The 22,162-nt window shown below is 71.4% G+C and carries 22 protein-coding genes; 7 read left to right on the top strand and 15 right to left on the bottom strand.

What is annotated here, in order from left to right; all coding sequences use genetic code 11:
* Nucleotides 1-52: 52 nt before the first annotated feature.
* From ACIP82_RS09690 to ACIP82_RS09665, 6 genes are all read right to left on the bottom strand, one after another.
* Nucleotides 53-889: a thiopeptide-type bacteriocin biosynthesis protein gene (locus ACIP82_RS09690; RefSeq protein ID WP_400652534.1), complete on the bottom strand. Its 837-nt coding sequence runs from the start codon at nucleotides 887-889 to the stop codon at nucleotides 53-55.
* A gap of 17 nt (nucleotides 890-906) precedes the next feature.
* Nucleotides 907-2,106, bottom strand: a complete 1,200-nt coding sequence (locus tag ACIP82_RS09685) for a lanthionine synthetase C family protein (protein WP_363606074.1) — start codon at nucleotides 2,104-2,106, stop codon at nucleotides 907-909.
* Nucleotides 2,103-5,027: a lantibiotic dehydratase gene (locus ACIP82_RS09680; RefSeq protein WP_400652530.1), complete on the bottom strand. Its 2,925-nt coding sequence runs from the start codon at nucleotides 5,025-5,027 to the stop codon at nucleotides 2,103-2,105. Before ACIP82_RS09680 ends, ACIP82_RS09685 begins: the two co-directional genes overlap by 4 nt.
* A gap of 245 nt (nucleotides 5,028-5,272) precedes the next feature.
* On the bottom strand, nucleotides 5,273-5,440 hold the full coding sequence (locus ACIP82_RS09675; RefSeq protein WP_363606072.1) for an FxLD family lanthipeptide: 168 nt from the start codon (nucleotides 5,438-5,440) through the stop codon (nucleotides 5,273-5,275).
* Nucleotides 5,441-5,488: 48 nt separating this feature from the next.
* A complete protein-coding gene (gene fxlM, locus ACIP82_RS09670) occupies nucleotides 5,489-6,706 on the bottom strand; it encodes a methyltransferase, FxLD system (RefSeq protein WP_400652528.1) in 1,218 nt (405 codons plus the stop codon).
* A gap of 190 nt (nucleotides 6,707-6,896) precedes the next feature.
* A complete protein-coding gene (locus ACIP82_RS09665; RefSeq protein WP_363606070.1) occupies nucleotides 6,897-7,313 on the bottom strand; it encodes a hypothetical protein in 417 nt (138 codons plus the stop codon).
* Nucleotides 7,314-7,641: 328 nt separating this feature from the next.
* On the opposite strand from ACIP82_RS09665, the gene ACIP82_RS09660 reads away from it, so the two are divergent.
* Nucleotides 7,642-8,976 carry a hypothetical protein gene (locus ACIP82_RS09660; protein ID WP_400652525.1) on the top strand — a complete coding sequence of 445 codons (1,335 nt, stop codon included), beginning with the start codon at nucleotides 7,642-7,644 and terminating at the stop codon, nucleotides 8,974-8,976.
* An 8-nt stretch (nucleotides 8,977-8,984) separates the two neighbouring features.
* On the opposite strand, the gene ACIP82_RS09655 is transcribed toward ACIP82_RS09660, so the two are convergent.
* Nucleotides 8,985-10,001: an NAD-dependent epimerase/dehydratase family protein gene (locus tag ACIP82_RS09655; RefSeq protein ID WP_363609642.1), complete on the bottom strand. Its 1,017-nt coding sequence runs from the start codon at nucleotides 9,999-10,001 to the stop codon at nucleotides 8,985-8,987.
* 329 nt (nucleotides 10,002-10,330) lie between these two features.
* Here ACIP82_RS09655 and ACIP82_RS09650 point away from each other — a divergent pair, with 329 nt between their 5' ends.
* Nucleotides 10,331-10,981, top strand: coding sequence for an RDD family protein (locus ACIP82_RS09650; RefSeq protein WP_400652522.1), 651 nt, complete (start codon nucleotides 10,331-10,333; stop codon nucleotides 10,979-10,981).
* Between the two features lie 94 nt (nucleotides 10,982-11,075).
* Here ACIP82_RS09650 and ACIP82_RS09645 read toward each other — a convergent pair whose 3' ends face one another.
* Nucleotides 11,076-12,248, bottom strand: coding sequence for a putative PEP-binding protein (locus ACIP82_RS09645; protein WP_400652743.1), 1,173 nt, complete (start codon nucleotides 12,246-12,248; stop codon nucleotides 11,076-11,078).
* 51 nt (nucleotides 12,249-12,299) lie between these two features.
* Entirely contained in the window at nucleotides 12,300-14,183 is a 1,884-nt protein-coding gene (locus ACIP82_RS09640; RefSeq protein ID WP_400652519.1) for an FAD/NAD(P)-binding protein, read from the bottom strand.
* 372 nt (nucleotides 14,184-14,555) lie between these two features.
* On the opposite strand from ACIP82_RS09640, the gene ACIP82_RS09635 reads away from it, so the two are divergent.
* Nucleotides 14,556-16,355: an MFS transporter gene (locus ACIP82_RS09635; RefSeq protein ID WP_400652516.1), complete on the top strand. Its 1,800-nt coding sequence runs from the start codon at nucleotides 14,556-14,558 to the stop codon at nucleotides 16,353-16,355.
* Nucleotides 16,352-16,876, top strand: coding sequence for a MarR family transcriptional regulator (locus ACIP82_RS09630; RefSeq protein WP_363609649.1), 525 nt, complete (start codon nucleotides 16,352-16,354; stop codon nucleotides 16,874-16,876). Before ACIP82_RS09635 ends, ACIP82_RS09630 begins: the two co-directional genes overlap by 4 nt.
* A 54-nt stretch (nucleotides 16,877-16,930) precedes the next feature.
* Here the strand turns inward: ACIP82_RS09630 and ACIP82_RS09625 are convergent, their stop codons facing one another.
* From ACIP82_RS09625 to ACIP82_RS09615, 3 genes are read right to left on the bottom strand one after another with little or no spacing between them, the layout of a single operon-like run.
* Complete coding sequence (locus tag ACIP82_RS09625) at nucleotides 16,931-17,323, bottom strand: roadblock/LC7 domain-containing protein (protein WP_363609651.1); 393 nt, start codon at nucleotides 17,321-17,323, stop codon at nucleotides 16,931-16,933.
* Entirely contained in the window at nucleotides 17,320-18,321 is a 1,002-nt protein-coding gene (locus tag ACIP82_RS09620; RefSeq protein ID WP_400652512.1) for a hypothetical protein, read from the bottom strand. The genes ACIP82_RS09625 and ACIP82_RS09620 overlap by 4 nt, the downstream gene beginning before the upstream one ends.
* Nucleotides 18,318-18,677: a hypothetical protein gene (locus ACIP82_RS09615; RefSeq protein ID WP_363609655.1), complete on the bottom strand. Its 360-nt coding sequence runs from the start codon at nucleotides 18,675-18,677 to the stop codon at nucleotides 18,318-18,320. The genes ACIP82_RS09620 and ACIP82_RS09615 overlap by 4 nt, the downstream gene beginning before the upstream one ends.
* Nucleotides 18,678-18,823: 146 nt before the next feature.
* Here ACIP82_RS09615 and ACIP82_RS09610 point away from each other — a divergent pair, with 146 nt between their 5' ends.
* Together ACIP82_RS09610 and ACIP82_RS09605 are read left to right on the top strand one after the other, a co-directional pair.
* Entirely contained in the window at nucleotides 18,824-19,189 is a 366-nt protein-coding gene (locus ACIP82_RS09610; RefSeq protein ID WP_363609657.1) for a hypothetical protein, read from the top strand.
* Nucleotides 19,190-19,447: 258 nt separating this feature from the next.
* On the top strand, nucleotides 19,448-19,651 hold the full coding sequence (locus tag ACIP82_RS09605; protein WP_400652509.1) for a hypothetical protein: 204 nt from the start codon (nucleotides 19,448-19,450) through the stop codon (nucleotides 19,649-19,651).
* 60 nt (nucleotides 19,652-19,711) lie between these two features.
* Here ACIP82_RS09605 and ACIP82_RS09600 read toward each other — a convergent pair whose 3' ends face one another.
* Nucleotides 19,712-20,431 carry a DUF6193 family natural product biosynthesis protein gene (locus ACIP82_RS09600; protein WP_400652506.1) on the bottom strand — a complete coding sequence of 240 codons (720 nt, stop codon included), beginning with the start codon at nucleotides 20,429-20,431 and terminating at the stop codon, nucleotides 19,712-19,714.
* A gap of 122 nt (nucleotides 20,432-20,553) precedes the next feature.
* On the opposite strand from ACIP82_RS09600, the gene ACIP82_RS09595 reads away from it, so the two are divergent.
* Nucleotides 20,554-20,997 (top strand): NUDIX domain-containing protein, encoded by a 444-nt coding sequence (locus tag ACIP82_RS09595; protein ID WP_400652503.1) that lies wholly within the window; start codon nucleotides 20,554-20,556, stop codon nucleotides 20,995-20,997.
* Nucleotides 20,998-21,141: 144 nt separating this feature from the next.
* On the opposite strand, the gene ACIP82_RS09590 is transcribed toward ACIP82_RS09595, so the two are convergent.
* Together ACIP82_RS09590 and ACIP82_RS09585 are read right to left on the bottom strand one after the other, a co-directional pair.
* Nucleotides 21,142-21,678, bottom strand: a complete 537-nt coding sequence (locus ACIP82_RS09590; protein ID WP_363609665.1) for a kinase — start codon at nucleotides 21,676-21,678, stop codon at nucleotides 21,142-21,144.
* Nucleotides 21,679-21,866: 188 nt separating this feature from the next.
* Nucleotides 21,867-22,121, bottom strand: coding sequence for a hypothetical protein (locus tag ACIP82_RS09585; RefSeq protein ID WP_363609667.1), 255 nt, complete (start codon nucleotides 22,119-22,121; stop codon nucleotides 21,867-21,869).
* Between the last annotated feature and the right edge of the window lie 41 nt (nucleotides 22,122-22,162).

Genomic DNA, 22,162 nt, shown 5'->3' with positions numbered 1-22,162 from the left:
AGGGGGAAGTAGCGGAGCGCGTCGGCGAGCGGGCCGGGCGGCGGAACGGCTGTCATGAGGCCTCTGGGGTGAGTCCGAGGACGGTGGTAGCGGCGGCCGTGGCCAGCAGTGCCTGGTGCTGGTGGGTGATGCCGAGCCGGTTGGCGTGGAACAGCTGATGACGGGCGAGGACAGCCCGCAGCCCGCGCCGGAGCCGGCCGTTGTCGGCGAGCACCCGCAGCTCCCGGCCGCATTCGGTGAAGGCGGCGAACCACGGCGCGGCGAAGGAAAGCTGTCCCACCGTGAGGAGCGTGGACGTGGGACCGGTGTCGGCCCGGAGCAGGGCGCCGACGCTGTTGCGGAGTCGGCGCCCGGGGTCGACGCCCCGGGCGGAGGGGCGGTTCTCCGCGACCGTGGCCCACGTGTCGCCGATCTCGTACCAGTCCAGGCCTGCGCCGCGCATCATCGCGATCCCGAGAAGCACGGACAACTCGCGGCGATGGTCCACCTGTTGGGCACTGTGAACGGCCCGCAGATAGGAAAGGGTGCGGTGACTGTCGAGGTGGAACAGCCGGTGCGTGACCTCCATCGCTTCCTCCCCGCCGAAGGCAAGCGTCTCGGGCTCGTAGATCACCGAGGTCCAGCCGGTGATCACGTTGCTGGTGCGGCAGTTCTCCAGTACCGCGTCCACGGCAGCAGTGGCGGCGTCGGCTCGCTCAGGGGTGGGCGGCTGGTAGCGCAGCCGCCATCGGTCGCCTTTGCGCAGGAAGTGCCAGGACGTGACGACGCCCTCGTTCTCCAATGCTGTCAGGGCGGGCCCGAGGTACTGTGCGGCGGACTTTTCGGCAGCACCGATGTCGGTCAGGTGCAGGTGGTAGTGGAGCCACGGGGGCTTGGCGGTGTCGGTCACGGCGGACTCCGTCCGGGTCAGGTGAGCAGCAGGCAGCTGTCCCACCCCGTGGTGGCAGGCTGGTCGAGGGTGAGGGTGTGGAGAGCGAGTGCGGTACCGGCCGCTCCTTCGAGCAGGCCCGCCTCGGTCGGGGAGGCGGCGAACGTGGTCATCGCGTCGGTGGCCGTGCGAAGCCTGGCAGCGGTGGTGACGTCGGCAGTGCGGGCGGCCAGGCGGCGGGCCAGGAGCCGCGTCCCGGCGGTGCCGTGGCACAACGTGTTGTCGGTGAGCCGGGCCAGCTGCTGCGGATCGGTCAGGCAGGCCAGCAGGGCGTGCTCGGCGAGCTCTTGACGGTGCTGGTCTCCGGTGGCGAGTGCGGCCAGGTGCTGGGCGTGGGCGATACCGGGGGTGCCGTAGCACCAGGACGGGCGGAGCGGGCCCTTCTGGCGGGTTCGGCCGGTCCGGTCCTCGTCGGGCGTGACGGCCTCGGGCCACCACGGTCCGGTGCCGGTGTCCTGCCGCCAGGTGTCCAGCCAGTGGGTGATCCGGTCGATCGCCTCCCGGTGGCCGGGTACCCGGATGCCGTCGGCCCAGGTCAGGGCGAGCAGGGCGAGCGGGCCGGTGATGCCGTGGGCAAGGCCGAGGTTGCCGTGGCCGCCGGGATAGTGCGGTGAGGGATCGCCGGAGGGCGCGATGTCGGTCCACCAGCCCGGCAGGTCGCGCAGGGGTTCGGCGAGGCGGACCAGATAGGTCAGCACGTCTCGCAGCAGGTGGCTGTCTCCGCGGGAGCGCAGGTTCACACCGAGGCCGGTCATTCCGTAGACGAGGTCGTACTCGGCGAAGATCGGCCGGTCCCGCCGGGTGATGCGCTGGTGGGCGGCGGCCAGCCGCTGTTCGGTCATCCGGTCGACGGTGGCCTCCAGCGCGGTGATCTGCCGCTCGTAGCTGCGGGGACCGCCGCCGGCGGCTGCGCGCAGGACGTGGGCGAGTGCCGGGGCACCGAAGAACAGGCCGGTCCCGGGGGTGGAGAGCACCGGTTGACGCAGGCATGCCGCGATCCAGGCGTGCACCGTCTCCCAGTCGCCGGCGCCGGTGGTGGCGCGGGTGATGTGCAACAGCGTGATGCCCGGGGCGCCCTTGGCCAGGGACTGCCCCCATTTCGCGGAGGCACTGTCGGGCGGGGCGATGAGCGGTTCGGTGAGCGCCGCGAGTGCGCCGCGGCCGGTAATGGTGATCATCGGGCCCTCTTCGGAGTGCGGGCGGTGTGGGTCAGGGCTGCGGCGCGGGCAAGCCGGTGGCAGGTGCGCTCGTGGTCGGGGTCGATGCCGATCGATCTCGCATGGTGCAGGTGCAGCAGCGCCCCGACTACCTCGCTCGGCTCCAACTCCAGCTGCTGGTCGAGAAGGTGGCGGTACTCGGCGAGGGCTTCGGCGCGTGCCCGCCAGGCCCGGGTCAACGCCCGGCCCCGGGCGGTACTCTCCGGCGCGGGCCAACTGCCCGGGTGCTCGGCAAGGGCCAGCGTCTGGCGGCACACGGCGCGGGGCAGGGCCTGACCGGTGTGGCGGGGTACGTGCTCCAGCAGCCACCGCAGTCCGGTGTCGGTCCCGAGCAACCCGGTGGCGATGGCGGCCATGCTCGCCGCCGTCACCGCCATCCGGTCGGCCTTCACCTGTTCGAGGTAAGCGAGTTGGGCAAGAACGGCCCGGGAGTCGGCGGCGAACACCTCCTCCGCCTGGCGCATCGCCGCGCCCCGGCCGTAGCGACCGGTCTCCGGCTGGTAGGTGTCCAGCTGGAGCCGGGTCAGCAGTCCGGCCGCGCGAAGTTCGGCCGCCCACACTCCGATCCGCTCCCCGGCCAGGGTGAACGCCGCCGCCTCCGGCAGCCCGATGCGCAGCCGCAGGTGCGGTTCAGGGTCGGTGTGGCGCAGGAACCACCACGCGGGATCGTTCACCCAGCGGTCCAGCAGGGCGGGCACCCGGGCCAGGATCTCATCGGCCCTGCGGGGATTGCCGTACAGACGGGCGTACAGCCACCGGGACGCCCCGGGCAGGTGCCCGTCCTCATGTCCGGTGACGTGCACGGCCCGCCGCCGGGTGAGCGGCAGGGGTGCCCGGGTGGAGTGGAGCTGGACGGTGATCTCGTGCGCCCGGCCCCCGCACCAGTCGTTCATCCCGGGGGCCGGAGCCTCGATGAGGGTGGCCGAGGTCTGCTTGTTGAGGTGGTCGCGCAGCAGGACCAGGTGCTCGGCCAGGCCCAGGTCGAGCGGCAGCTTCAGGTCCTGCTGGGTCAACTGCACCCTGGCCGGCGCCCGGTAGAGCGCCAGCCAGGCGCGGGCGGCTCTCTCCCAGTCGGCCCACGGCACACCTTCGGGTGGCAGGTCAGCAGCGGGAAGGTTCCAGCGCGCCGGGGACAGCACGACACGGCCGTGACGCAGCCGGGGCAGGAACGGCAGCTTCCCGGCGGCTCCCCAGTCGAAGCCGGTGAACACGGGGGTGAAGGCGTTGGTGATCTCGCACAGGAACCGGGCGAGGGGCTGGGTGTGCGCACGGAACTCGATCGCGTTCAGCACGCGCGGCTCGATCGGACGGCGGTCGGTGAGAGAGACCAGCCACATCCGCTGCTCGTCCGCGCACACCCCCAGCGCATCCAGCCGCAGCCGCCCGGCGCCGGGGCCGGGGCCGGGGTGCTCGCCGAGCGGCAGCACCGGCAGCAGCGCCGGCGTCCGGGCGACGTTCTCGACGCGGGCGAACAGCGGCGGCACGGACACCTGTACCGGCTCCGCGTCCGTGCGGAGCGTCGGCGCTCCGCAGATCGCCTTCTCGAAGGCGCCCCGGTCGGTGTCATCCAGCAGATGCAGGAAGCGGCCTGTGGTGGTCCCGGCGGCGCGCGGCGCGGCCACCACCGTCACGGTGAACGCGCCTGCGTCCAGCGACTCGGCGTCGCCGGCGGCAAGGTGAACGGTGAGCTCCGCGTGCGGCTGCACCGCGGCCGGACCCGACGCGGAGGCCAAGTGCTCCACCAAGCTGTCATCCAGGGCGAGTTCGTTGCCGCCTTCGACGGCGGCTTTCTGTGCGAGCGCGAGCAGCCGGGCATCGCGGCGCCCGAGCCTGGCCGCTGCCTCGGGCAGCACTGAGTCTCGGTAGCGGGCCGGAAAGCCGAGTCCGGTGTCGGGATTCACCAGATCGGCCACTGGCACTACCGCTCCGGGTCCGTACCGCTCGATGAAGCGGGCATGGTAGTCCAGCCAGACGGGATGGCCGTCGGGATGGGGGCTGAGCCGGGTCAGCAGCTCGGCGGCGCGCTCGGCCTCCCGGGCCACCCGCTCGGGCAGCACCGCCGGCCCTGCGGCCAGCCGCAGGTCGACCATCAGCGGCTGGCCGCCCTCGGCACCGCCTTCCATCGCGGCCGTGATCGCCGCCCGTGCCGTCCGCTGCTCCTCGGGGCTGTCGAGCAGGTTGTGCCGCTCCAGCCCGGTGTGAAGCCGTCGGAGTTCGGCGGTGATCCGGGCGGCCTCGGGGACGTCGTCCGCTCCTGCCTGCTCCAGGGTTGTGAGCAGGTGCCCGAGCGGGTCGGTGGTGGTCATCGGTGGCCGTAAGCCGCTCAGCAGCAGCTGCTGCCGGACCAGTTCACCCAGTATCAGCCGAACCTGCCCAGGGTGCGCGTTGGGGAACTGCTCCGCGAGGCGGCCGGCGAGCACACCAAGGGATACAGGTCCGGTGGCGCCTTCCAGGGCCGCCAGAACAGCCCGGGTGGCGCGCACCGACACCTCGACCGGCGCTTGGCCCGTCGGGTTTTGCTGAACCGGCAGCACGATCCGCTCTCCGCGCAGCACGCGCAGGTCGTTGGCCACCACCGACAGCCGGTCGGCCACCAGCGTTTCCAGCCGACCAGTGATACGGGCCAGCCACCGCGCGTCGACCCGGGCCACCGCACGGCCCGCATCCCACAGCGGGGCCACCGTCCGACTCCCGATCGGGCAGGCCGCCACCCCGGCGAACAGGCCGAACGGTGTCGCTCTGCCCTCACTCCGGAGCGCGTAGTGCATCACCGTGGCCGTCAACCGGCGCAGCCGCGCGGTGCCGATCGGGCCACCCGCGATCGCCGCGCGCACCCGGCCGGTCAGCTGCGCTCCTGCCGCCACCTCGATCGCGGACGCCAACTGCTGGTCGGACCAGGCGGTACGCAGCCAGGATCGCCAGGCCGCTGTGCCGACAGGGGTGCTGTCGGCGAGATCGGGCCATCGCGGCGCGGAGTCGGCGGGGCATGCCGAAGCGCGAATCAGGGCCGGTCCCACAACGCGGTACAAGGTGGTTCACCTCCGGAATCCGGGAAGGGCGAGGCCCGGGTGCGGCGGCTCTCACGGCGGCCGCACGCCGGGCCTCTGGCCACACGGGAGGGGAAGGGTCAGACGTTGCCGCCGCCACTGGCGCAGGCCGAGCCCGAGCAGGTACTGCCGCAGTTGTCGTCGGTGGAGCGCAGCAGGGCGGCGACCGGGTCGGCTCCCTCCACGATGCGCAGGTCCAGGTCGAAGTCGCCGTCCAGCGTGGGCGCGTTCTCAAGGGTGCGGGTCATGGTGGATCCTCCTGTTTCGTCGGTGGTGCTTGGTTGCCCGGCCGCAGGTCACGGCCAGGAGATCGTGAGCCGAACGTGTCGCTTGTCGATGACCGGCCCGTCCGGGAGCTGGTCGTCGGGGGTGCCGGCCGGGTGAGCGGTGAAGGTCGGTCCGGAGCCGGTGCGGTGCTCGCGGGTCCAGACCCCGACCTGCTCGGCGATGAGATCCGCCAGGCGACCCCTGTCGGGGCCGAAGCCATGTGCACCGAACTCGAACGTCGCCGGGCCGTTGCTGATCTTGCGGAGCGCCAGGTAGGCGAGGCTGTCACCGTCCACCACAAGCGGGCAGGCCATCCTGTTCGCCGGGGCGACTGTCCTGGTGTCCGACTCGGGGTCGACGGAGATCAGGCCGAAGCCGGGCAGGGAGCAGGCCAGCCACAGGTACAGCGAGTCGAAGGGCTCCTGGTTGCCGACCGTCACCTGCGTCCAACGCTCTGCCCGGGGCGTCTCCAGTACGCCCGCGAGACGGCTGGTGTCGGGCCGGTCGAGCTCGTCGAAGCGCAGCCCGACCTCCTTGGTGCCGCGCGGCAGCACCAGGTGCTCGTCGTGTGCGCCGGTGCCCTGCATCCTGACGAAGCCGCACACCTCCGCGCTGACGCTGACCAGACGGTCGCCGTCGCGGCGGAAGCTGATCGAGCGGGTCAGGCCGCGCATCCGCAGCGGCACGGTGATGGTCCCGCCCTCGGCGAGGCCGTCGGTCCAGGCGGGAGGCAGGTCCCACGCGCCGACCGTGACGACGACCCGGTCGAACGGCCCTCCGTCCACCGGCTCGGAGCCGTCGGCGAGCACCACCTTCACCCGGCTGTAGCCGGCCTCATCGAGGAACCTGGCCGCGCGGTCCGTGACGAACGGGTCGATGTCGACCGTCGTCACCTCACCCTCCGGACCGACGAGTTCGGCGAGCAGCGCCGCGTTGTACCCGCCGGATCCGATCTCCTCCACCCGCATCCCCGGCTGTACGTCGGCCTGTTCCAGCATCAGGGCCTGAATCTGCGCGGCCGAGACCGAACTCACCGCGAGACCGTGCCCGTCGCGCTTCGTCACCAGCGCGCGCACCGGCTCGTACGCCTCGGTCGGCGACACCTCGGGCGCGAAGACGTGCCGGGGTACAACCAGAAGGGCATCGGCCACGCGGTCCGTGCGGATCGTTCCGTCGGCACGCAGGGCGTCGACCATGGCCGAGCGCAACTGCTCGTCGGTCTCAGCGGTCTTCGGCAAGGTGGACATGGCAACTCCTCTTCGTAGGTGCCGCGGTGAACGCACCGCGGCGGGTCGGTCTCTGGGCTACATGACCATGAATGGCCTCCGGATGACGCCGAAGACGCTGGGGCGGAGCACGAGGAGGACAGCGGCGGCCGGCCGGAGGTTCAGTGAGGCTGCGGTGGCAGCCGGGAAGCTGCGGCCGAGGAGGACCGGTTCACGCGGCCCGGGCGGTCACGGCGCCCGGCCGGTCGCGGAACCTGATGATGTCGCCTGCAACAACGGGGCGAACCAGCCGTATACGGGAGACAGCCTGTATAGCGGCGAGAGGCCCGGAGAGGGACATCTGGCGGTCCCGTTCGGTCAGGCCCGCCGGTTGCATTTCCGCCCCGGCGGTGGCATGGCCGGAGAACGCCGGGGAGAGCGAGGCGACTGCGACTTCGAACCACACGTCCCGGCCTGCCACCTCCCCATTCCCGTTCGTCCTGTCGGTCCACCCGAAGCTCTCGGCGTAGGAACGAACCAGAAGGAGCCCGTCGCCCAACACGATGCCCGCCAAGACGGTGATTCCATGGAGCAGTCTGTTGCGAATGTCGCCAACAGCTTTCGTCCTTGTGGGTGTTGCGAATTTCATTGCGCATTGCATGACAGCCTCCGGGCCGTGCGTGTGGGGCAGCAGAGGGTGAAGTCCGGTCGCCCACCTGGCGATCACGTCTCGCTCCTGGCCGTTCAGAAGCGTCCGTGGTCCGCCCCAGCCTGATCCGCTGCGGCCACCAACAATGTCGGCGAAAGCCGCGCAGAACCAGAACACTGGGCACAACACTTGATACGTCATCAGTGAGCGGTAGCAACACTCGCTTACCACTCGTTAACACTTGTCGCGCAGGAGCCAGCCGGCGGCGAGACTGGTGGTAGGCGCCGGAAAGGGACACCTTGGCGCCAGCCTCAGGAAGGGGCCGACCTTGCAGACGCGCTTAGGAGAACTCCTCTTCAGCTCCGGCGAGACCACCGAAAGCTTCATCGAACGCTACAAAGCAACCGGCAAGGCCCTGTTCAAGGAGACCAACAACCGGGACTTTCAGACGCTGGACCTGTCAGTCATGACCGTCTCCCGCTGGAGGAACGGCGGTGTGAAGGGGTTGCCCCGCTTTCCTGCACCGGCGGTTCTGGAGCGGATGTTCCCCAGGCTCACCGCCAAGGACCTGTTCGCCCCGGCGGGCGGCAGCTCAATGCCGCCAGCCGTCGGGTCCGTGATCGATGAAAGCGATCTTGTAATGAATGCACGACGAGCCGCCGAGCACGCGAGCGATGCCGCGGCCAGCAACCTGCCGGACATGACGATCGACCAGGTTGAGGACGATGCCCTCGCGCTGGCTCGGGCCTATCACACCCATCCGCCGTTCGCCGTGTACGGGATGGGAAACGAGTTGCTCGCCACGGTCACGGCGATGCTTGACCGCACCCAGATCGTCAGGCAGCGGGAACGTCTCTACCTCGCGGCCGGCCAGGCTTCGGCAGTCTTGGCGACTGCGGTGTTCGACCTGGGGTCGATCACTGCTGCTACGAGCTTCGCACGGACAGCCGCCATGTACGGGGAGGTCGTCGACCATGGCCCTCTCAGGGCTTTCGCTCACGGAACTCTTGGGATTCTGGCCTACTGGGATCAGCGGCCCGCAGAGGCCATCCGACAGGTAGAGAAGGCGCAGAGTTTCCCTGGACTCGGCGACACGGCCCGCCAGCGCCTGGCGGTGATCGAAGCGAGGGCCTATGGCCACCTTGGTGATGCCAACTCCGCTCGCCTGGCCGCGACTGCCGCTCTGGAACCCGGCGATGGGAAGCGAGACGGCCTGCACGATGACGTCGGCGGTGAGTTCAGCTTCTCGCGCCGCCGCGCGCTCATGAGCAACGCCACGACGTTCCTTCTCGTCAAGGACGGTCCGGCCGCCGAGCAGTCGGCAATGGAATCGATCGCCCTGATGCGGAAGGTCCACGATTCTGGCCTGTCGACCCCTCAGGAAGCAACGGATCTGGCGCAGGCAGCCATCGACCTGAGCCACGCCAGGCTACTGGCCGGCGAATTCGATGGAGCCGTGGAGGCGGTAGCGCCCGTTTTCGAGATCCCCAAGGAGTGGCGGGTAGCCGGCATCACATCCCGTGCTGGGGGTCTTCGGCGCGCTCTCGCGTCTCCGGAGATCAGCGGACCGGGTCCTGTACGGGTGGAACTCGCTGAGCGGATCGAGGAGTATGTGGCCGTCGGCGCGCACTCCCAACTCGGCGGCACGCTGGCCATAGGCTGATCCGTCAGTCAGCGGACGCTGGCCAGCACGAGGGCTTCCTTGTCCTCGCTGATGCCGTGGGCGTGGCGCCTCGGGTGGTCAATTAGTTCGCCACCCTCTTGGAGCCACGCCCACGTTTCGTTGATCGTCTGCTCGATCGGCCGGAACCGTGCCCCGGCGGACACTGCCTTCTGAGAGCAGACGCTCCAGACACCCTGGTGCGTCCGCCACAGCGGCAGTTCGGTCCACTCCGTCACACCATGCCTGGCCAGCGCGTCGCTCTGGGCCCACACAGGTCGGCCGACCCCGCCCGTGACGCGCAAGCAGGCCTCAACAAAGTCACCGAAGGTAATTCCGATCGGGTGTGTGACGTTGAAAATGGCGCCCTCGGCTACGGCCGCCCGGTCCAGCGCGAAACCGGCAACGTCTCTGACGTCAACTGGCTGGATGAGTCGATCGGCCGGTGCGGGCGCGAGAATGCTGCCGCCACGAGCTGCCCGGCCGAGCCACCACGGAAGCCTCCCGACATACTCTTTAGGGCCGAGGATTACCCCCGGGCGTAGGAATGTCACGTCGTTCCCGAACATGGTGGTGACCGCCCGTTCACCGCCGGCCTTCTGGAACCCGTAGACAGTCGGGGACCCGTCCACACCCGTGTATCCGAAGGTCTCGTCGGCGTCAGGCGGGCAGTCAAGCATGGCGTCCTGTTCGGTCAGTACCGCGTGGGGCCACCCCCGATACACAGAGACCGTCGAGACATGCACCCAATGGCGAACCTGGGAACGCAACACCGAGGCACCCAGGAGTACGCCCCTCGGGGCCAACTCGGTCGAGGACGTGTCGATCACCGCGTCCCACGGACCATGACCGGCAAGACGGCGCAGATCTTCCTCCACCGTCCTGTCTCCCAGTACGTGATCAGCCCCGGGCGCCGGTGAACCGGACCGGCCGCGGCTGAACGTCGTCACTGACCACCCACGCGCCAGCGCGCCGTCCACCACCGCTCTGCCGAGAAACCAAGTGCCACCCATCACCAGAAGCCTCATGCGTCGATCCTGCCTGCTCAACCGCCATCTACGCCACCCTTGACGGAGGCTGGCCAGGTCGAGCCGGCGCGGAAGGTCAAGTCTCCCGTGTGCCACAGCGCGCAGCAGCGCCGTGTTCGAGGAAATTCATCACCGCACAGAGAGACAAGATCACACGTGACCTTTCACCAGAACGCCTACCGTGATGGCGGCCTCGACGCCGGGGCCTGGAGCGGCCGTGACGAGATCGCGAATCCGTGGTGTTCACGTAACGGTTGACCCCGCGGTCTTCCTAAAGGATCACCCAGCCGCTAGACCCTAGGGGACACCACCACGAGACGAGCAGGACGATGACGAACCCACCTCCCGGCTACGGCTACCCGTCAGAGCAGAACCCCTACGGCAAGCAGCCTCCGGCGCAGCCGGGCCACGGTGCCCCGCAGGGCCCGTACGACCCGCAGTCCGGCCCCGGCTACCCGCCCCCGCCGCCCGGTCCCGGCTACCCGCCGCCCGGCTCCGGCTACCCGCCCCCGCCCGGTTACCCGCAGGGCGGCGGCCAGATCCCGCCGTGGCTGGGCCCGGGCCGCACCCTGGCCGGCCCCGGTGACCGCTTCCTGGCCCGCCTGATCGACTGCCTCGTGCTGCTGATCCCGTTGCTCGTGATCCAGCTCACCGTCGCGTCCGCGGCCGGCTCGATCCTGGCCGGCGTCATCGGCGCCGTGGTCGTCTTCGGCTACGAGGCGGTGATGATGCTCACCCAGCTCCAGCAGTCCGTCGGCAAGAAGGTGATGAAGCTGCGGGTGGTCTCGGCGGCGCACGGCGGCCGTCCCTCCGACAACGAGCTCTGGACCCGCAGCGCGGTCTACGGCCTGCCCCAGGCGGTCTACTGCATCGGCTCGTTGTTCTCCCTGGTGAACGTGCTGTCGCTGCTCTGGGACAAGCCGCTGCAGCAGTGCTTCCACGACAAGGCGGCCAAGACCGTGGTGGTCAAGGAGGCCTGATCGGCGGACGGTCGCCGCCCGTGAGCCCGACGAAGCCCGGTCGCCCCGGTCACCCCGGCGGCGGCCGGGCTTCGTGCTCCGCGCGGTGGCGGCGTCAGGGCTGCGGCTGAAGGACCACCTGCCGGAGTTCGGCGGTGCACATCATGTAACCGTCCGGGGTCGGCAGGCGCTCCAGGTAGTGGGTGAGGTCCGCGCCCAGCGAGAACACCCTCACCGGGGTACCCGCGGCGCGCGCGGACTCCACCACCCTGCGCACCCCGTCCAGGACGGCCGGGTGCCGGGTCTGGTAGGACTCGGCCACCAGGTGGTTGGTCCGGTCCGCGGCCAGGTAGAACTGCACCAGGTCCTTGGTGCCGACGAACAGCTCGCTGGCGCCCGCGGCGCAGATCTCCGTGGTGGCGTGCACCGCCGCGGGCGTCTCGATGAACGCGGACACGGGCACGTCGGCCGGCAGTTCGAGGTGCGTCCTGAGCTGGGCGAACTCCTCCGCGTCATTGAGGAACGGAACCGAGAGGTGCACGCGGTCCGCGTCGTCGCCGAGCCGCTTGCGCAGGGACGCGAGCACGGTGTGCAGCGCGTCCCGGTAGGCGGTCGAACCCAGCAGCCAGCGCGCGCCGTGCAGGCCCAGCTCGGGGTTCGGCTCGACCGCGACCGGGGCCAGCTCGGTGACGCCGGCGGCGTGGTCGGAGCGGAGGTCGAGAAGCCTCAGGACCAGCCGCTGGCCGGGCAGGAGCGCCTCGACGAAGGTGCACAGCCGGTCCGCGACGGCCTGCCCGTAGACCGCGATGTCGGCGGGGCCGCCGTCCAGGGCGTCGAGCGGACGCAGGCCCGCCGCCAGGCAGAGGAACTCCTCCCGGATGAAGAAGGAGTCGACCCGCTTCGCGTTCGGCCCGCACGAGTTGATCGTGCGGATGTCCTGCAGGTCCGCGATGACCGCGCACGCGGAGCCGAGATGGTCCACCGACGGACTCCCGGCCCCCGGGCCCGGGGCCCCGACACCCGCGTCGGACCCGATGACGACCGACTGGCTCTCCAGGTGCAGCGTCACCTCGCCGACCAGGTCGGCGAGGTCCGCCTGGTCGACGCGGAGCACGGGTATTCCCCGGCCGCGGCAGATGGACTGCATGTGGCCGGTCAGCCCACCCGAACCGCAGACGATCGCACGCGCCGCCACGATCGCGTCGTACAGACCCGCTTCGAGGGAAGGGGCGACGAGGATGGATCCCTCGAGTGGACTTCTGGTGCGGTTACAAGTACCTCGCAACACACTCTGTGTACCACCGGTCAAAAGGAATCCCTGAATCCGCCGCCCGTTCAATTAATCCCCCAGATCTTCGGCGTTCGCTATCCCCAGTTGTCGACGCAGCTGCCGTGGTGTCACGGAGACGTCGGTGAGTCGTTCGACGGCGGCCCGGGTGACGAACGCCCTGGTCAGGCGGTTGTGCCGGGAAGCCTCCACCGGAAGGGTCGGAAGTGCGCCGATGGACCGGATACAGGCGTCCAGCCGGGAATCGAGCAGTTCCCGTTCACTTCGGGCACGGGTGGCCATCCTCCTCACCTCCATGACCACAGCCTCCTCGAATCCGGCCCCGGCCGCTTCCTCTGTATTGCCGACATGGCCACGGTATTGAGCCATGTTCCCGGCCGACCCGTCTTCGCGCAGTTCCAGTTGTTCGATCGCGTGTGCGGCGACCGCGATTGAATGGTTCTTGATGGCGGCGAGATTGAAGGTGAAGGCACCGGTCCGGCCGTTCCGCACGATCTCGTCGCCCTCTCTCAGCACGCCGACCGCGGAGACCGGGCCGGCCGGCTCCCCGCCGGGGCCCAGCAGCACCCCCTGCCCGTCGACCTCCAGGCCGCGCCCGGTGCGCTCATGGGGGACCGCGATCCCCCTGCGCAGGAGATTCCTCCAGAGCGGCTGGCCGACCCTGCTGTAGTCCGACTCCCGGCCGAAGTTGGACACCACCAGGTCGGCCTCGATGGCGTGTTTCTCCTCCGGGGCCACGACCGAGACGACCAGCCGCCCCGACCGCGCCGGCGTGATCCCCTCCACGTTGCCGACGACCAGCTTCACCGACCCGTCCGCCGGGTGCATCGCGCGCTCGATGACCTCCATCGTGTACTCCACCGCGCCGACCCGGAAAGCGGCTATCGCGGTACCGAACTCGTCCAGCAGGCGCCGCAGTTCATCGGAGGGAATCCGCTGGAGGGCCTTGGGCAGATGCGGCTCCCACGCCTTGGCCACCCGCTCCGCGACCACCACCGGGTCGACCCCGGGATGGTCCCGGACGACCGCCGAGCACGCCGCCTCCCACTCGGCCCGGACCCGGGCGAGGAACTCCTCACGATTGCGGTACGGCTCCAGCAGCGTTGCCGGGCAGGGCAGTTGCACCACTCCGTGCTCGTGTCCGCCGGGGTACGTCCGGAACATCGTCCCGGTCTTGGAGATCAGATGGATCCTCCCGGTGTGGCCCCGGCGCAGCAGAAGGCCCGCCGAGTCGTACGCGCTCAGCACGGACCCGACGATCGCGACGGTCGCCCCGGGCGGCAGCGCCGCGAGCTTTCGGACGCCGGCCGCTGAGTACGGGTTCCGCACGAAGGACTCGTGCGCGAACACCCCGGCGGCGAAGGGCGGTTCCCTGAGTTCGAGGCCGGTCGCGAGAACGACGTGATCGGCGAACAGCACGGTCTCTTCCGGGCCCGGCCCGGCCCCGGTACCGCCCGCGGACGGCCGGCGCACCGTCACCTCGACCCCTGCGGGCCGTACGTCCAGGTCGACCGCCTCGCCGTCCGCCTCGACGAGCACGACACCGGGACAGGCCTCCCGCCTGGCCTCGGCCAGCCGGTCGATCAGGTAGTCCTGGAAGATCCGCCGGGGCGCCGGGCCCTGCTCGACGAACTCGAGCCCGGCCCAGGGCTCCGGCCAATCCCGGCGGTCGGCCTCGGAGTTGGCCCAGCGGACGAAGTCATGGACGTCCTCCCGGAACACCGACATCCGACCCGCCTGGATGTTGAACACATGGTCCCAGGGGTTGCCGTCGCGGTGGTACGCGACGCCGGCGGACCGGTAGTCGCAACGCCGCTCCAGCAGGACGATCTCGAGCGGCCTGCGCGCGAAGCGGAGCAGCCGGATCGCCGTGGCGGTGCCGGCCAGGCCCGCCCCGACGACGAGAACTCTTGGACATATGCCTGTTCGACTCATGGTGGAGCCTCCCCGCTGAACGATGGGCACCCGGCTCTGCGGTCTCCCCCCGGGCGCAAGGACTGCTGACGGAGTGTTACCTCGACGGAAGGAAGTACTGTCCGGACTGAGCCGATCCGTCCTTTCCAGGGACCGATCACCGGCGACGCGGACGCGGATCGTCCGCGGACAAGGCTAAGGGCTCGCACACAAGATCACATGAACACGGACCGGACGGCCGCCGCGGATCCGCGCGGCAGCCCGGGACGCACCGGGCCTCCGTACCCGGTGCGCCTGTCCGCAGGGCGATGACCGGACTATCGTTAGCTGACGAGAGCTATCGACATGCTCTCCGCACGGCAGCCACAGCCGATCGCTCTCCAGGAGGCAGCGGTGGCGACCAGAGCAGCGAGCGGTGACAGAACCGGCCGTACGGGCCGCTCCCGCAGGACCGCCGGTCCCGGCCGTCCGCACGACAAGTGGGTCGCGCTCTCCAACACCACCCTCGGCACCCTGATCGCCACCGTCAACGCCTCGATCGTCCTCATCTCACTTCCCGCGATCTTCAACGGCATCGGCCTGGACCCGCTGCAACCCGGCAACGTCGGCTACCTGTTGTGGATGCTGATGGGCTACCTGCTGGTCACCGCGGTCCTCGTGGTCACCCTCGGCAGGCTGGGCGACATCCACGGCCGGGTGCGGATCTACAACGCCGGCTTCCTGATCTTCACCGTCACCTCGGTGGCCCTCTCGCTCGACCCGCTGCACGGCGGCCCCGGCGCGCTGTGGCTGATCGGCTGGCGGGTGGTCCAGGCGGTCGGCGGCTCGATGCTGATGGCCAACTCGGCGGCGATCATCACCGACGCGTTCCCGGCCGACCGGCGCGGCACGGCGCTCGGGGTGAACGTCGTCGCGGGCATCGCCGGCTCGTTCATCGGTCTGGTGCTGGGCGGGCTGCTGGCCGAGTGGAACTGGCGGTCGATCTTCTGGGTCAACGTGCCGATCGGCGTCCTCGGCACGGTCTGGGCCTACCGGTCGCTGCGCGACACCGGGGTACGGCGGCCCGCCCGGATCGACTGGTGGGGCAACCTCACCTTCGCCGTCGGCCTGACCGCCCTGCTGGCCGCGATCACGTACGGTATCCAGCCCTACGGCGGCCACACCATGGGCTGGACCAGCCCCTGGGTGCTGGGCGGGCTGACCGGCGGGGCGGCGCTGCTGGTCGCCTTCTGCCTGATCGAGTCCAGGGTCGCCGAGCCGATGTTCCCGCTGGCCCTCTTCCGCGACCCGGTCTTCGCCGGCGGGAACGCGGCCACCCTGCTGGGCTCGATCGCCCGCGGCGGCCTCCAGTTCATGCTGATCATCTGGTTGCAGGGCATCTGGCTGCCACTGCACGGCTACGACTACGCGGACACCCCGCTCTGGGCCGGGATCTACCTGGTCCCCCTGACCTTCGGCTTCCTCGCCGCCGGGCCGGTCTCGGGATATCTCTCGGACCGTGCCGGGGCCCGGCTGTTCGCCTCCGGCGGGCTGGTGGCGATGGCCGTCTCCTTCGCCGGACTGCTGGTGCTGCCGACCGACTTCGGGTATCCGTGGTTCGCGTGCCTGGTGTTCCTCAACGGCCTGGGCGGCGGCCTGTTCGCGGCCCCCAACACCTCGCTGATCATGTCGAGCGTGCCGGCCGAGGCCCGCGGCGCCGCCTCCGGCATGCGTGCCACCTTCCAGAACGCCGGCATGGTCCTGTCGATCGGCGTCTTCTTCTCACTGATGGTGGCCGGGCTGGCCGGGTCGCTGCCGCACACGCTCAGCTCCGGGCTGACCGCGCAGGGGGTACCCGCCGGCGACGCGCAGACCATCGCCTCGCTGCCGCCGGTCGGCACGCTCTTCGCCGCGTTCCTCGGGTACAACCCGATCCGGCAGCTGCTGGGCCCGCACGTGCTCGGACAGCTCCCGGAGGCCAACGCGCATACGCTGACCGGCCGGCAGTTCTTCCCGCAGCTGATCTCGGGGCCCTTCCACGACGGCCTGGTCGTGGTGTTCTGGCTGGCGATCGCGATGTCGCTGGTCGCCGCCGCGGCCTCGCTGGTGCGCGGGCGTACCCGGCCCGGCGGCCCGCGGCCGGGCGGGGGAGAGGCCGGTGGACGCCCCGGCGCGGGCCGGCGCGGGCCGGCCGGAGGGGCCGGCCGGTCATGACCGGGGCCGGGGCCGGCGCCGCGAGCGGGGCCGGCGGCGGTGGCCTCTCCGCGGAGGCCGTCGTCCGGCTCCGCCTGGTCATCGCCCGGCTCCACCGGCAGATGGCCCAGGCCTCCAGCGGCAAGGACCTCACCTCCGCCCAGCTCTCCGCGCTGGCCCGGGTCGAGCAGCACGGCCCGCTGCGGCTCGGCGAACTCGCCGCACGGGAACGGGTCGCCGTCCCGTCCATGGTCCGCACGATCGCCCCCCTGACCGCCGACGGGCTGATCGCCAGGACCCCCGACCCGCTGGACGGCCGGTCACAGCTGCTCGAACTCACCCCGGCCGGCCTGGCGGCGATCACCCGGATCCGCCAGGAGCGCTCCGCGCTGCTGGCCCACCGCAGCGGGCGGCTCACTCCGCAGCAGTGCCGGGAACTGGAGGCCGCCGTCCCACTGCTGGAACTGCTGCTCGACGAGCCCGAGGCCGGCCGTCCCGCCGCCGGGCGCCCCACCCCGGACCAGGGCGGCACCGGCACCTGACGACCCGCCCTCACCCCCGCCGGCCGCGTCCCCGGGCCTCACGGGCCGGTACGGCTAGAGCGCGGCGGGGGCCATCCCGAGCAGCCCGCCCAGCCGACGGACCGAGGCGGGCGACTCGCGGTGCAGGCCGGCGATGTCCAGGCCCTCGTCACCCAGGATCATCAGCAGCGCCTGCTCCCCGATCGACAGCACCACGACGTAGCCGCCGTTGCAGCGGGTGACCACGTCGCGCAGGCCGCCCAGGCCGAACTCGGCCGCGGTGCGCCGGCCGAGGCCGAGCATGGCGGCCGACAGGGCGGCGGCCGACTCGGGGTGCACGGCGGCCGTGTCGGCGGCCACCAGCAGGCCGTCGGCGGTCGAGATGACACTCTCGGAGATGCCCATGACCCGGTCACGGAGGGACTTCAGCTCGTCGACGAGTGCTGCGGGCGATGTCTGGCTGCTCATGGTGCGCTCTTCTCGGTGTTCTCGGTCGTCTCGGTCCGCTCGGCGCGGTGTCCGTTCGGTGGCTCGTCGGAAACGGCCGCCGGGCCCCCGGGCCGGGCGGGGCCGCCCAGGCTGCCCTGACCCCCCGGGCCGCTCTGGCCCCCCGGGCCGCGCACGCCGGGGGTCCGGCGCGGCAGCGGCCCGGTCCCGGCCGGCGGCGGGCCGCTGGGCGGGGTGCGCGGGGCGACGCCCGGCACTCCGGCGGCCGGGCGCGCCGGCTCCCGGTGGAGCAGGTGCCGGGCGTCCATCCGGGCCAGGTCGAGCAGCACCGCGAACAGCCCGCGCCCAAGGGCGAATCCGATGTCGCGCGCGGTGCGCCGGCCGGTGGCGGCGATCAGGATCTCCCGGTAGCGGTCCGGGATCCGCAGGGCCCTGGACTCGGCCTGCGCGGCGGGGCGGATCCGGGTACGGGCCAGCTCGCCGGGCGGGCCCCAGAGGCGGGTCAGCAGGGCCACGCGCTGGGCGGTCTCCTCGAACAGCCGCTGCGGCTCGATCCCGGGGCGCAGCGCGATCCCGGCGGGCGCGGCCGCCTCGGCCACCTGCCAGCTGCCGGGCGGACTCAGCACCAGGGCGAAGGCGCCGTCGAAGACGGCGGCCGCGCAGACGGTTTCGAGCTCGGTGGCGCCGATCGACCCCTGGGCCACCAGAGCCGCACCGAGGCCGCCGCCCCACGGCCCCGGGGCGTCGCCCGCGCGGGCGGCCGCGGCGGCCGTCTCGGCGGCCGCCCAGTCCGCCTCGCCGACGCGCCGCGACTTCAGCAGCAGGGTCTCGGCGGTGGGGGCTCCGGGGGTCTCGATCGCGGTGACCAGCCCCTGTTCCAGGTGGATCGTGCCGCCCGGCGCACTGGAGACGGTGACCGAGCCGGTGAATCCCGCCCGGCGCAGCGCCAGCAGCAGCGCCGGCACGTTGCGCGCGGCGGGCGGCACGGGCCGGGCGGAGTCATGGGAACGGATGGTCATGCCAGCAGGTCCCCGGCCCGGTCGGCCGTCTGACGCAGCGCCAGCGCCAGGTTGGTCCGCTCCCGGTCCAGCACGGTGGCCAGCAGCAGCGGGTCGCCCTGCCGGGGCACCACCCGGACGACCTGGTGATGGCGGGTGCTGGTGACCACCAGACTCTCCAACTCGCCCTCCGCCCCGGCCTCGTGCAGCCGGTCGCCGATCAGGTTCGTCAGCTCGGCGAGCTCCGCTCCGGTCCCGAGCAGCCGGTGCTCCCCGGCGGACCGGTAGCCGAGGCCCGTGACGGCGTCGACGAGGGCGGCACCGACGACTCCGGGGGAGCCGAGCACATCGGAGAGGGAAGCTTCGAGTGCGCGCACCGGTACCCCTTCACTTTTCTGAACTGCCTGCGCAGCGTACTTTATTCCACCCTTTCCGCGCGGTGACCACAGCTGACGACTTCTTGCTACTTTGTCCCCTGCACACGGGGGTTCCGCCCGGAAGTCACGCAAAGGACGAACAGCTCATGAACATTGACAACGCACTCAAGGACGCGATGGGCATCGAGGGCGCCATCGGGGTGGCCCTGGTCGACTACGAGAGCGGTATGTCACTCGGGTTTCTCGGCGGGAGCCAGCAGCTCGACCTGGAGATCGCGGCGGCCGGCAACACCGAGGTCGTCCGCGCGAAGATACGCGCCCTGGCCGCGCTGTCGGTCGACGATGTCATCGAGGACATCCTGATCACGCTCGGCACCCAGTACCACCTGATCCGCCCGCTGGCCCGCAGCCGCGGCTCGCTCTTCCTCTACCTGGCCCTGGACCGCTCGCGCGCCAACCTGGCGCTCGCCCGGCACGGCCTCAAGCGCATCGAGACCGGGCTGGACGTCTAGGCCACCGCCGGGGGGCCGCCCGCCCGGGGAAATCCCGGCGGGCCGTGCGCCGCGAGACAATGGCCGGACGGCGCGAAAGCAATGCGTGATGAACCGGCTACCGCGACCCGGCCGTGGAAATAGGGCCGGGATCCCATCCGGTGCGCACCCAATCACGGAAACGCGTGACTTTCCGATGACTGGGCGTCATATTCTTTTCACTGTTCCGGCGCTCCGGCCCAAAGCCGGAACCCCGGAACACCGGGCCCGGAACGCCGAATGGAACGCACAAGTCGGCCCCGGTACCCGCCACGGCCTGTCGCGCCCGGCCCCGGCCTGCGCTTCACCGTCCCCGGCAGCGGCGTCTTCGAGCTCACCGGCCACGCCTACCTCCCGGACGGCCCGCCGGCCGAGCGCGACGGCAACAGCTACACCCGTCTGTCGGGCCACTGGTACGCGTGGACGGACAACGGGCACTTCTGACGCCCGGCACGCGCCGGCCAACCGGGCCCGGCCGAGCGCCCCGCCGCCCGGCCGGCAGGGTCAGCGCGCCGGGCCGGCGTCCTCCGGCAGAGCGGCCACCACGAGGGCGACGGCCTCCTCGGGGGTCTCGGTGCGGGCGACGACCTCCCCCTTCTCGTTCCGTACGACGTACAGCCCGTCGTGGTGCGGGTCGACCGAGTACCCGACCGACGCGTACGGGAAGTTGACGCGGGTGGAGAACCAGAGCATGTAGTGGCTGTTGACCGGCATCAGCCGACGAAGGGCCGGCTGGGCGTGAGCCGCTTCCGTCAGCGCACGGCTGTGGGGACGGCGGTCCCACGGGGGCAGGTGGTACCGGTCGAGCTTGTGCCACCAGGCCAGCTCGACCGGGTCGAGCGGCTCGCGCTCGTGGGCGACGGCCCAGTCCCCGAACCGGATGAACGGGGCCACCGCCCGGGTCTGTTCGAGGTCCGCACCGCTCATCCAGGCCACCGTGGCCCTGACCACGGCGGCCAGGTCCGCGGTCCGCCCGGTGGCGAGCCAGGCGCCCTGCTTCCGGAAGCGCACATCGTGGCGGCGCCTCCTGTTGGGGGTGTTTATGCACACCCAGCGGCCGTCGGCGTCCTTGAACTCGGCGCTGCGCTCCCACTCCTTCTCCGGCGCGGGCAGGTCGAGGCCGAGCTCCGCGGCTGTGCGGCGCAGGCGGTCCGCGAGGCCACCGCCGACGGCCGGTCCGGGCGGCAAGGGGTCCGGGACAACGCCCGACGAGGAGGAGGTCATGGCTCGATTCTGCCGGGAAACCGGCCGTCTGTACGGTGATCCGCCGGCAGGCCCCGTTCTCCACGAAGCGGGCGGCGATGCCGTCGACCGGTGCCACCGCAGCGCCTGGGAGAATGATCCACATGACACAACACGATGGGGCGGTCGCGCCCGGGAACCATGACGAAGCCGCGCCGTTGATCGTCGTGGCTGCCGCGGTCGTCGAGCAGGGGAAGCTGCTCGTTGTCAGCAAGAAGGCGGCACCCGAGGTGTTCTATCTGCCGGGCGGGAAGCCGGATCCGGGTGAAGCGCCGGCCGAAGCACTGGTCCGGGAACTCGACGAGGAACTCGGAGTCCGTCCTCTGGAACCGCGGTTCCTGGCCGACGTCGAGGCCCTGGCCGCGCTGGAGAACGTGCCCATGCGGATGACGGTCTTCACCGCCGGGATCAGCCGGACCCCCCGGCCCGCGGCCGAACTGGCGGACATGCGGTGGATCACCGGAACCGAGCCGGACGTCCGACTCGCTCCGGCGGTCAGGGACCAGGTGCTGCCGCTCCTGAAGCGCAACGGCCTACTCGCCGCGTAGGGAAGGACAGTCACGCGGCTCGCTGTGCACGGACACCGCGGTCCGTGCGATCGGGACCGCCCGGGAGAGCCAGGGCTTCGCACCGGGCGCCCCCGAAGACCTCGCGGCGCCCCGGCACCGGCGAGGCGGGTCGCCAGCGGCGGCTCAGGGGCGGGGTGTCCAGCCGGCCGGGGTGAGGGCGGTGTCGGCGAGGATCCGCTCGACCGTGGCGTTCAGGGTGCTGTGCCGGCCGATGACGTGTTCGCGGGCGCCCGGGACGAGGTCGTGGGGCCGGTACCAGCCGGCCATGTCCTCGGGGGAGAACTCGGCGGCCTGCGGGCGGGTGGAATGCCGTCGCACGGTCTCGTCGAAGTCCACGTCGAGGTAGTACAGGAAGGTACGGCCGCGGTGGTCGGCGGCGAGCCGGGCGAGCATCGGGCCGTAGCGCTCGGCGGCGAGGATGCCTTCGACGACGACGTGGAAACCGTGGTCGAGGGCGTGCCGGGCGACCAGGTCGATCAGGGTGATGTTCGCGCCGCCGGCGACGTCGTGCTCGCGCAGGACGGTTCGGCGCAGCACGTCCTGGGCGACGACGGCGATGCCCCGTCCGTAGGCGGCGCGCAGCCGTGCGGCGATGGTGGACTTGCCCGCGCCGCTCGGCCCGCGCACCACCACCAGCACCGTGTCCGGACTGCCCGTCATGCCGGTACCGTACCCGCCGGCCGGGAGCCTCCGCCCGCGCCCTGGAAGGCGTCCAGGACGGCCTGTGCGGTCCGGTGACCGAACGCGCCGGGCCGGACCGGGCGGGTTCGTGCCGTGGTGCGGACGTGGTGCGGGCCCTGCCGTGAACCGGCCGGCAGGGCCCGCACCACATGTCCGCGCGTCAGCGGTCAGTCAACCCGGTTCCCCCGGTAGCCGACCGGCCCCTCGCCCGGGAACTGGGCGGTGCCCTGGAACGAGGCGCCGTTGTCGAAGAAGGTGACGTTGCCGTTTCCCGCGTCGCCGGACCAGGTGACACTGGTGCCGGTCGCGGGAGCACCGTCCTCGGGAACGACATTCGAGCGGTTGGCGATGGAGAGGCTGAGCGGCTGGTCCGGCTGCCAGCCTCCGCCACCCGTGTGGATCTCGGTCTCGTACGTGGGCATGCCTTCTCCTCTTGTCGACAACTGACTTGCTCAGTACGGGT

Origin of the sequence: Kitasatospora sp. NPDC088548 (assembly GCF_044753005.1) — a bacterium.
GTDB lineage: Bacteria > Actinomycetota > Actinomycetes > Streptomycetales > Streptomycetaceae > Kitasatospora.
This window is presented reverse-complemented; position numbering and strand designations above follow the sequence as displayed.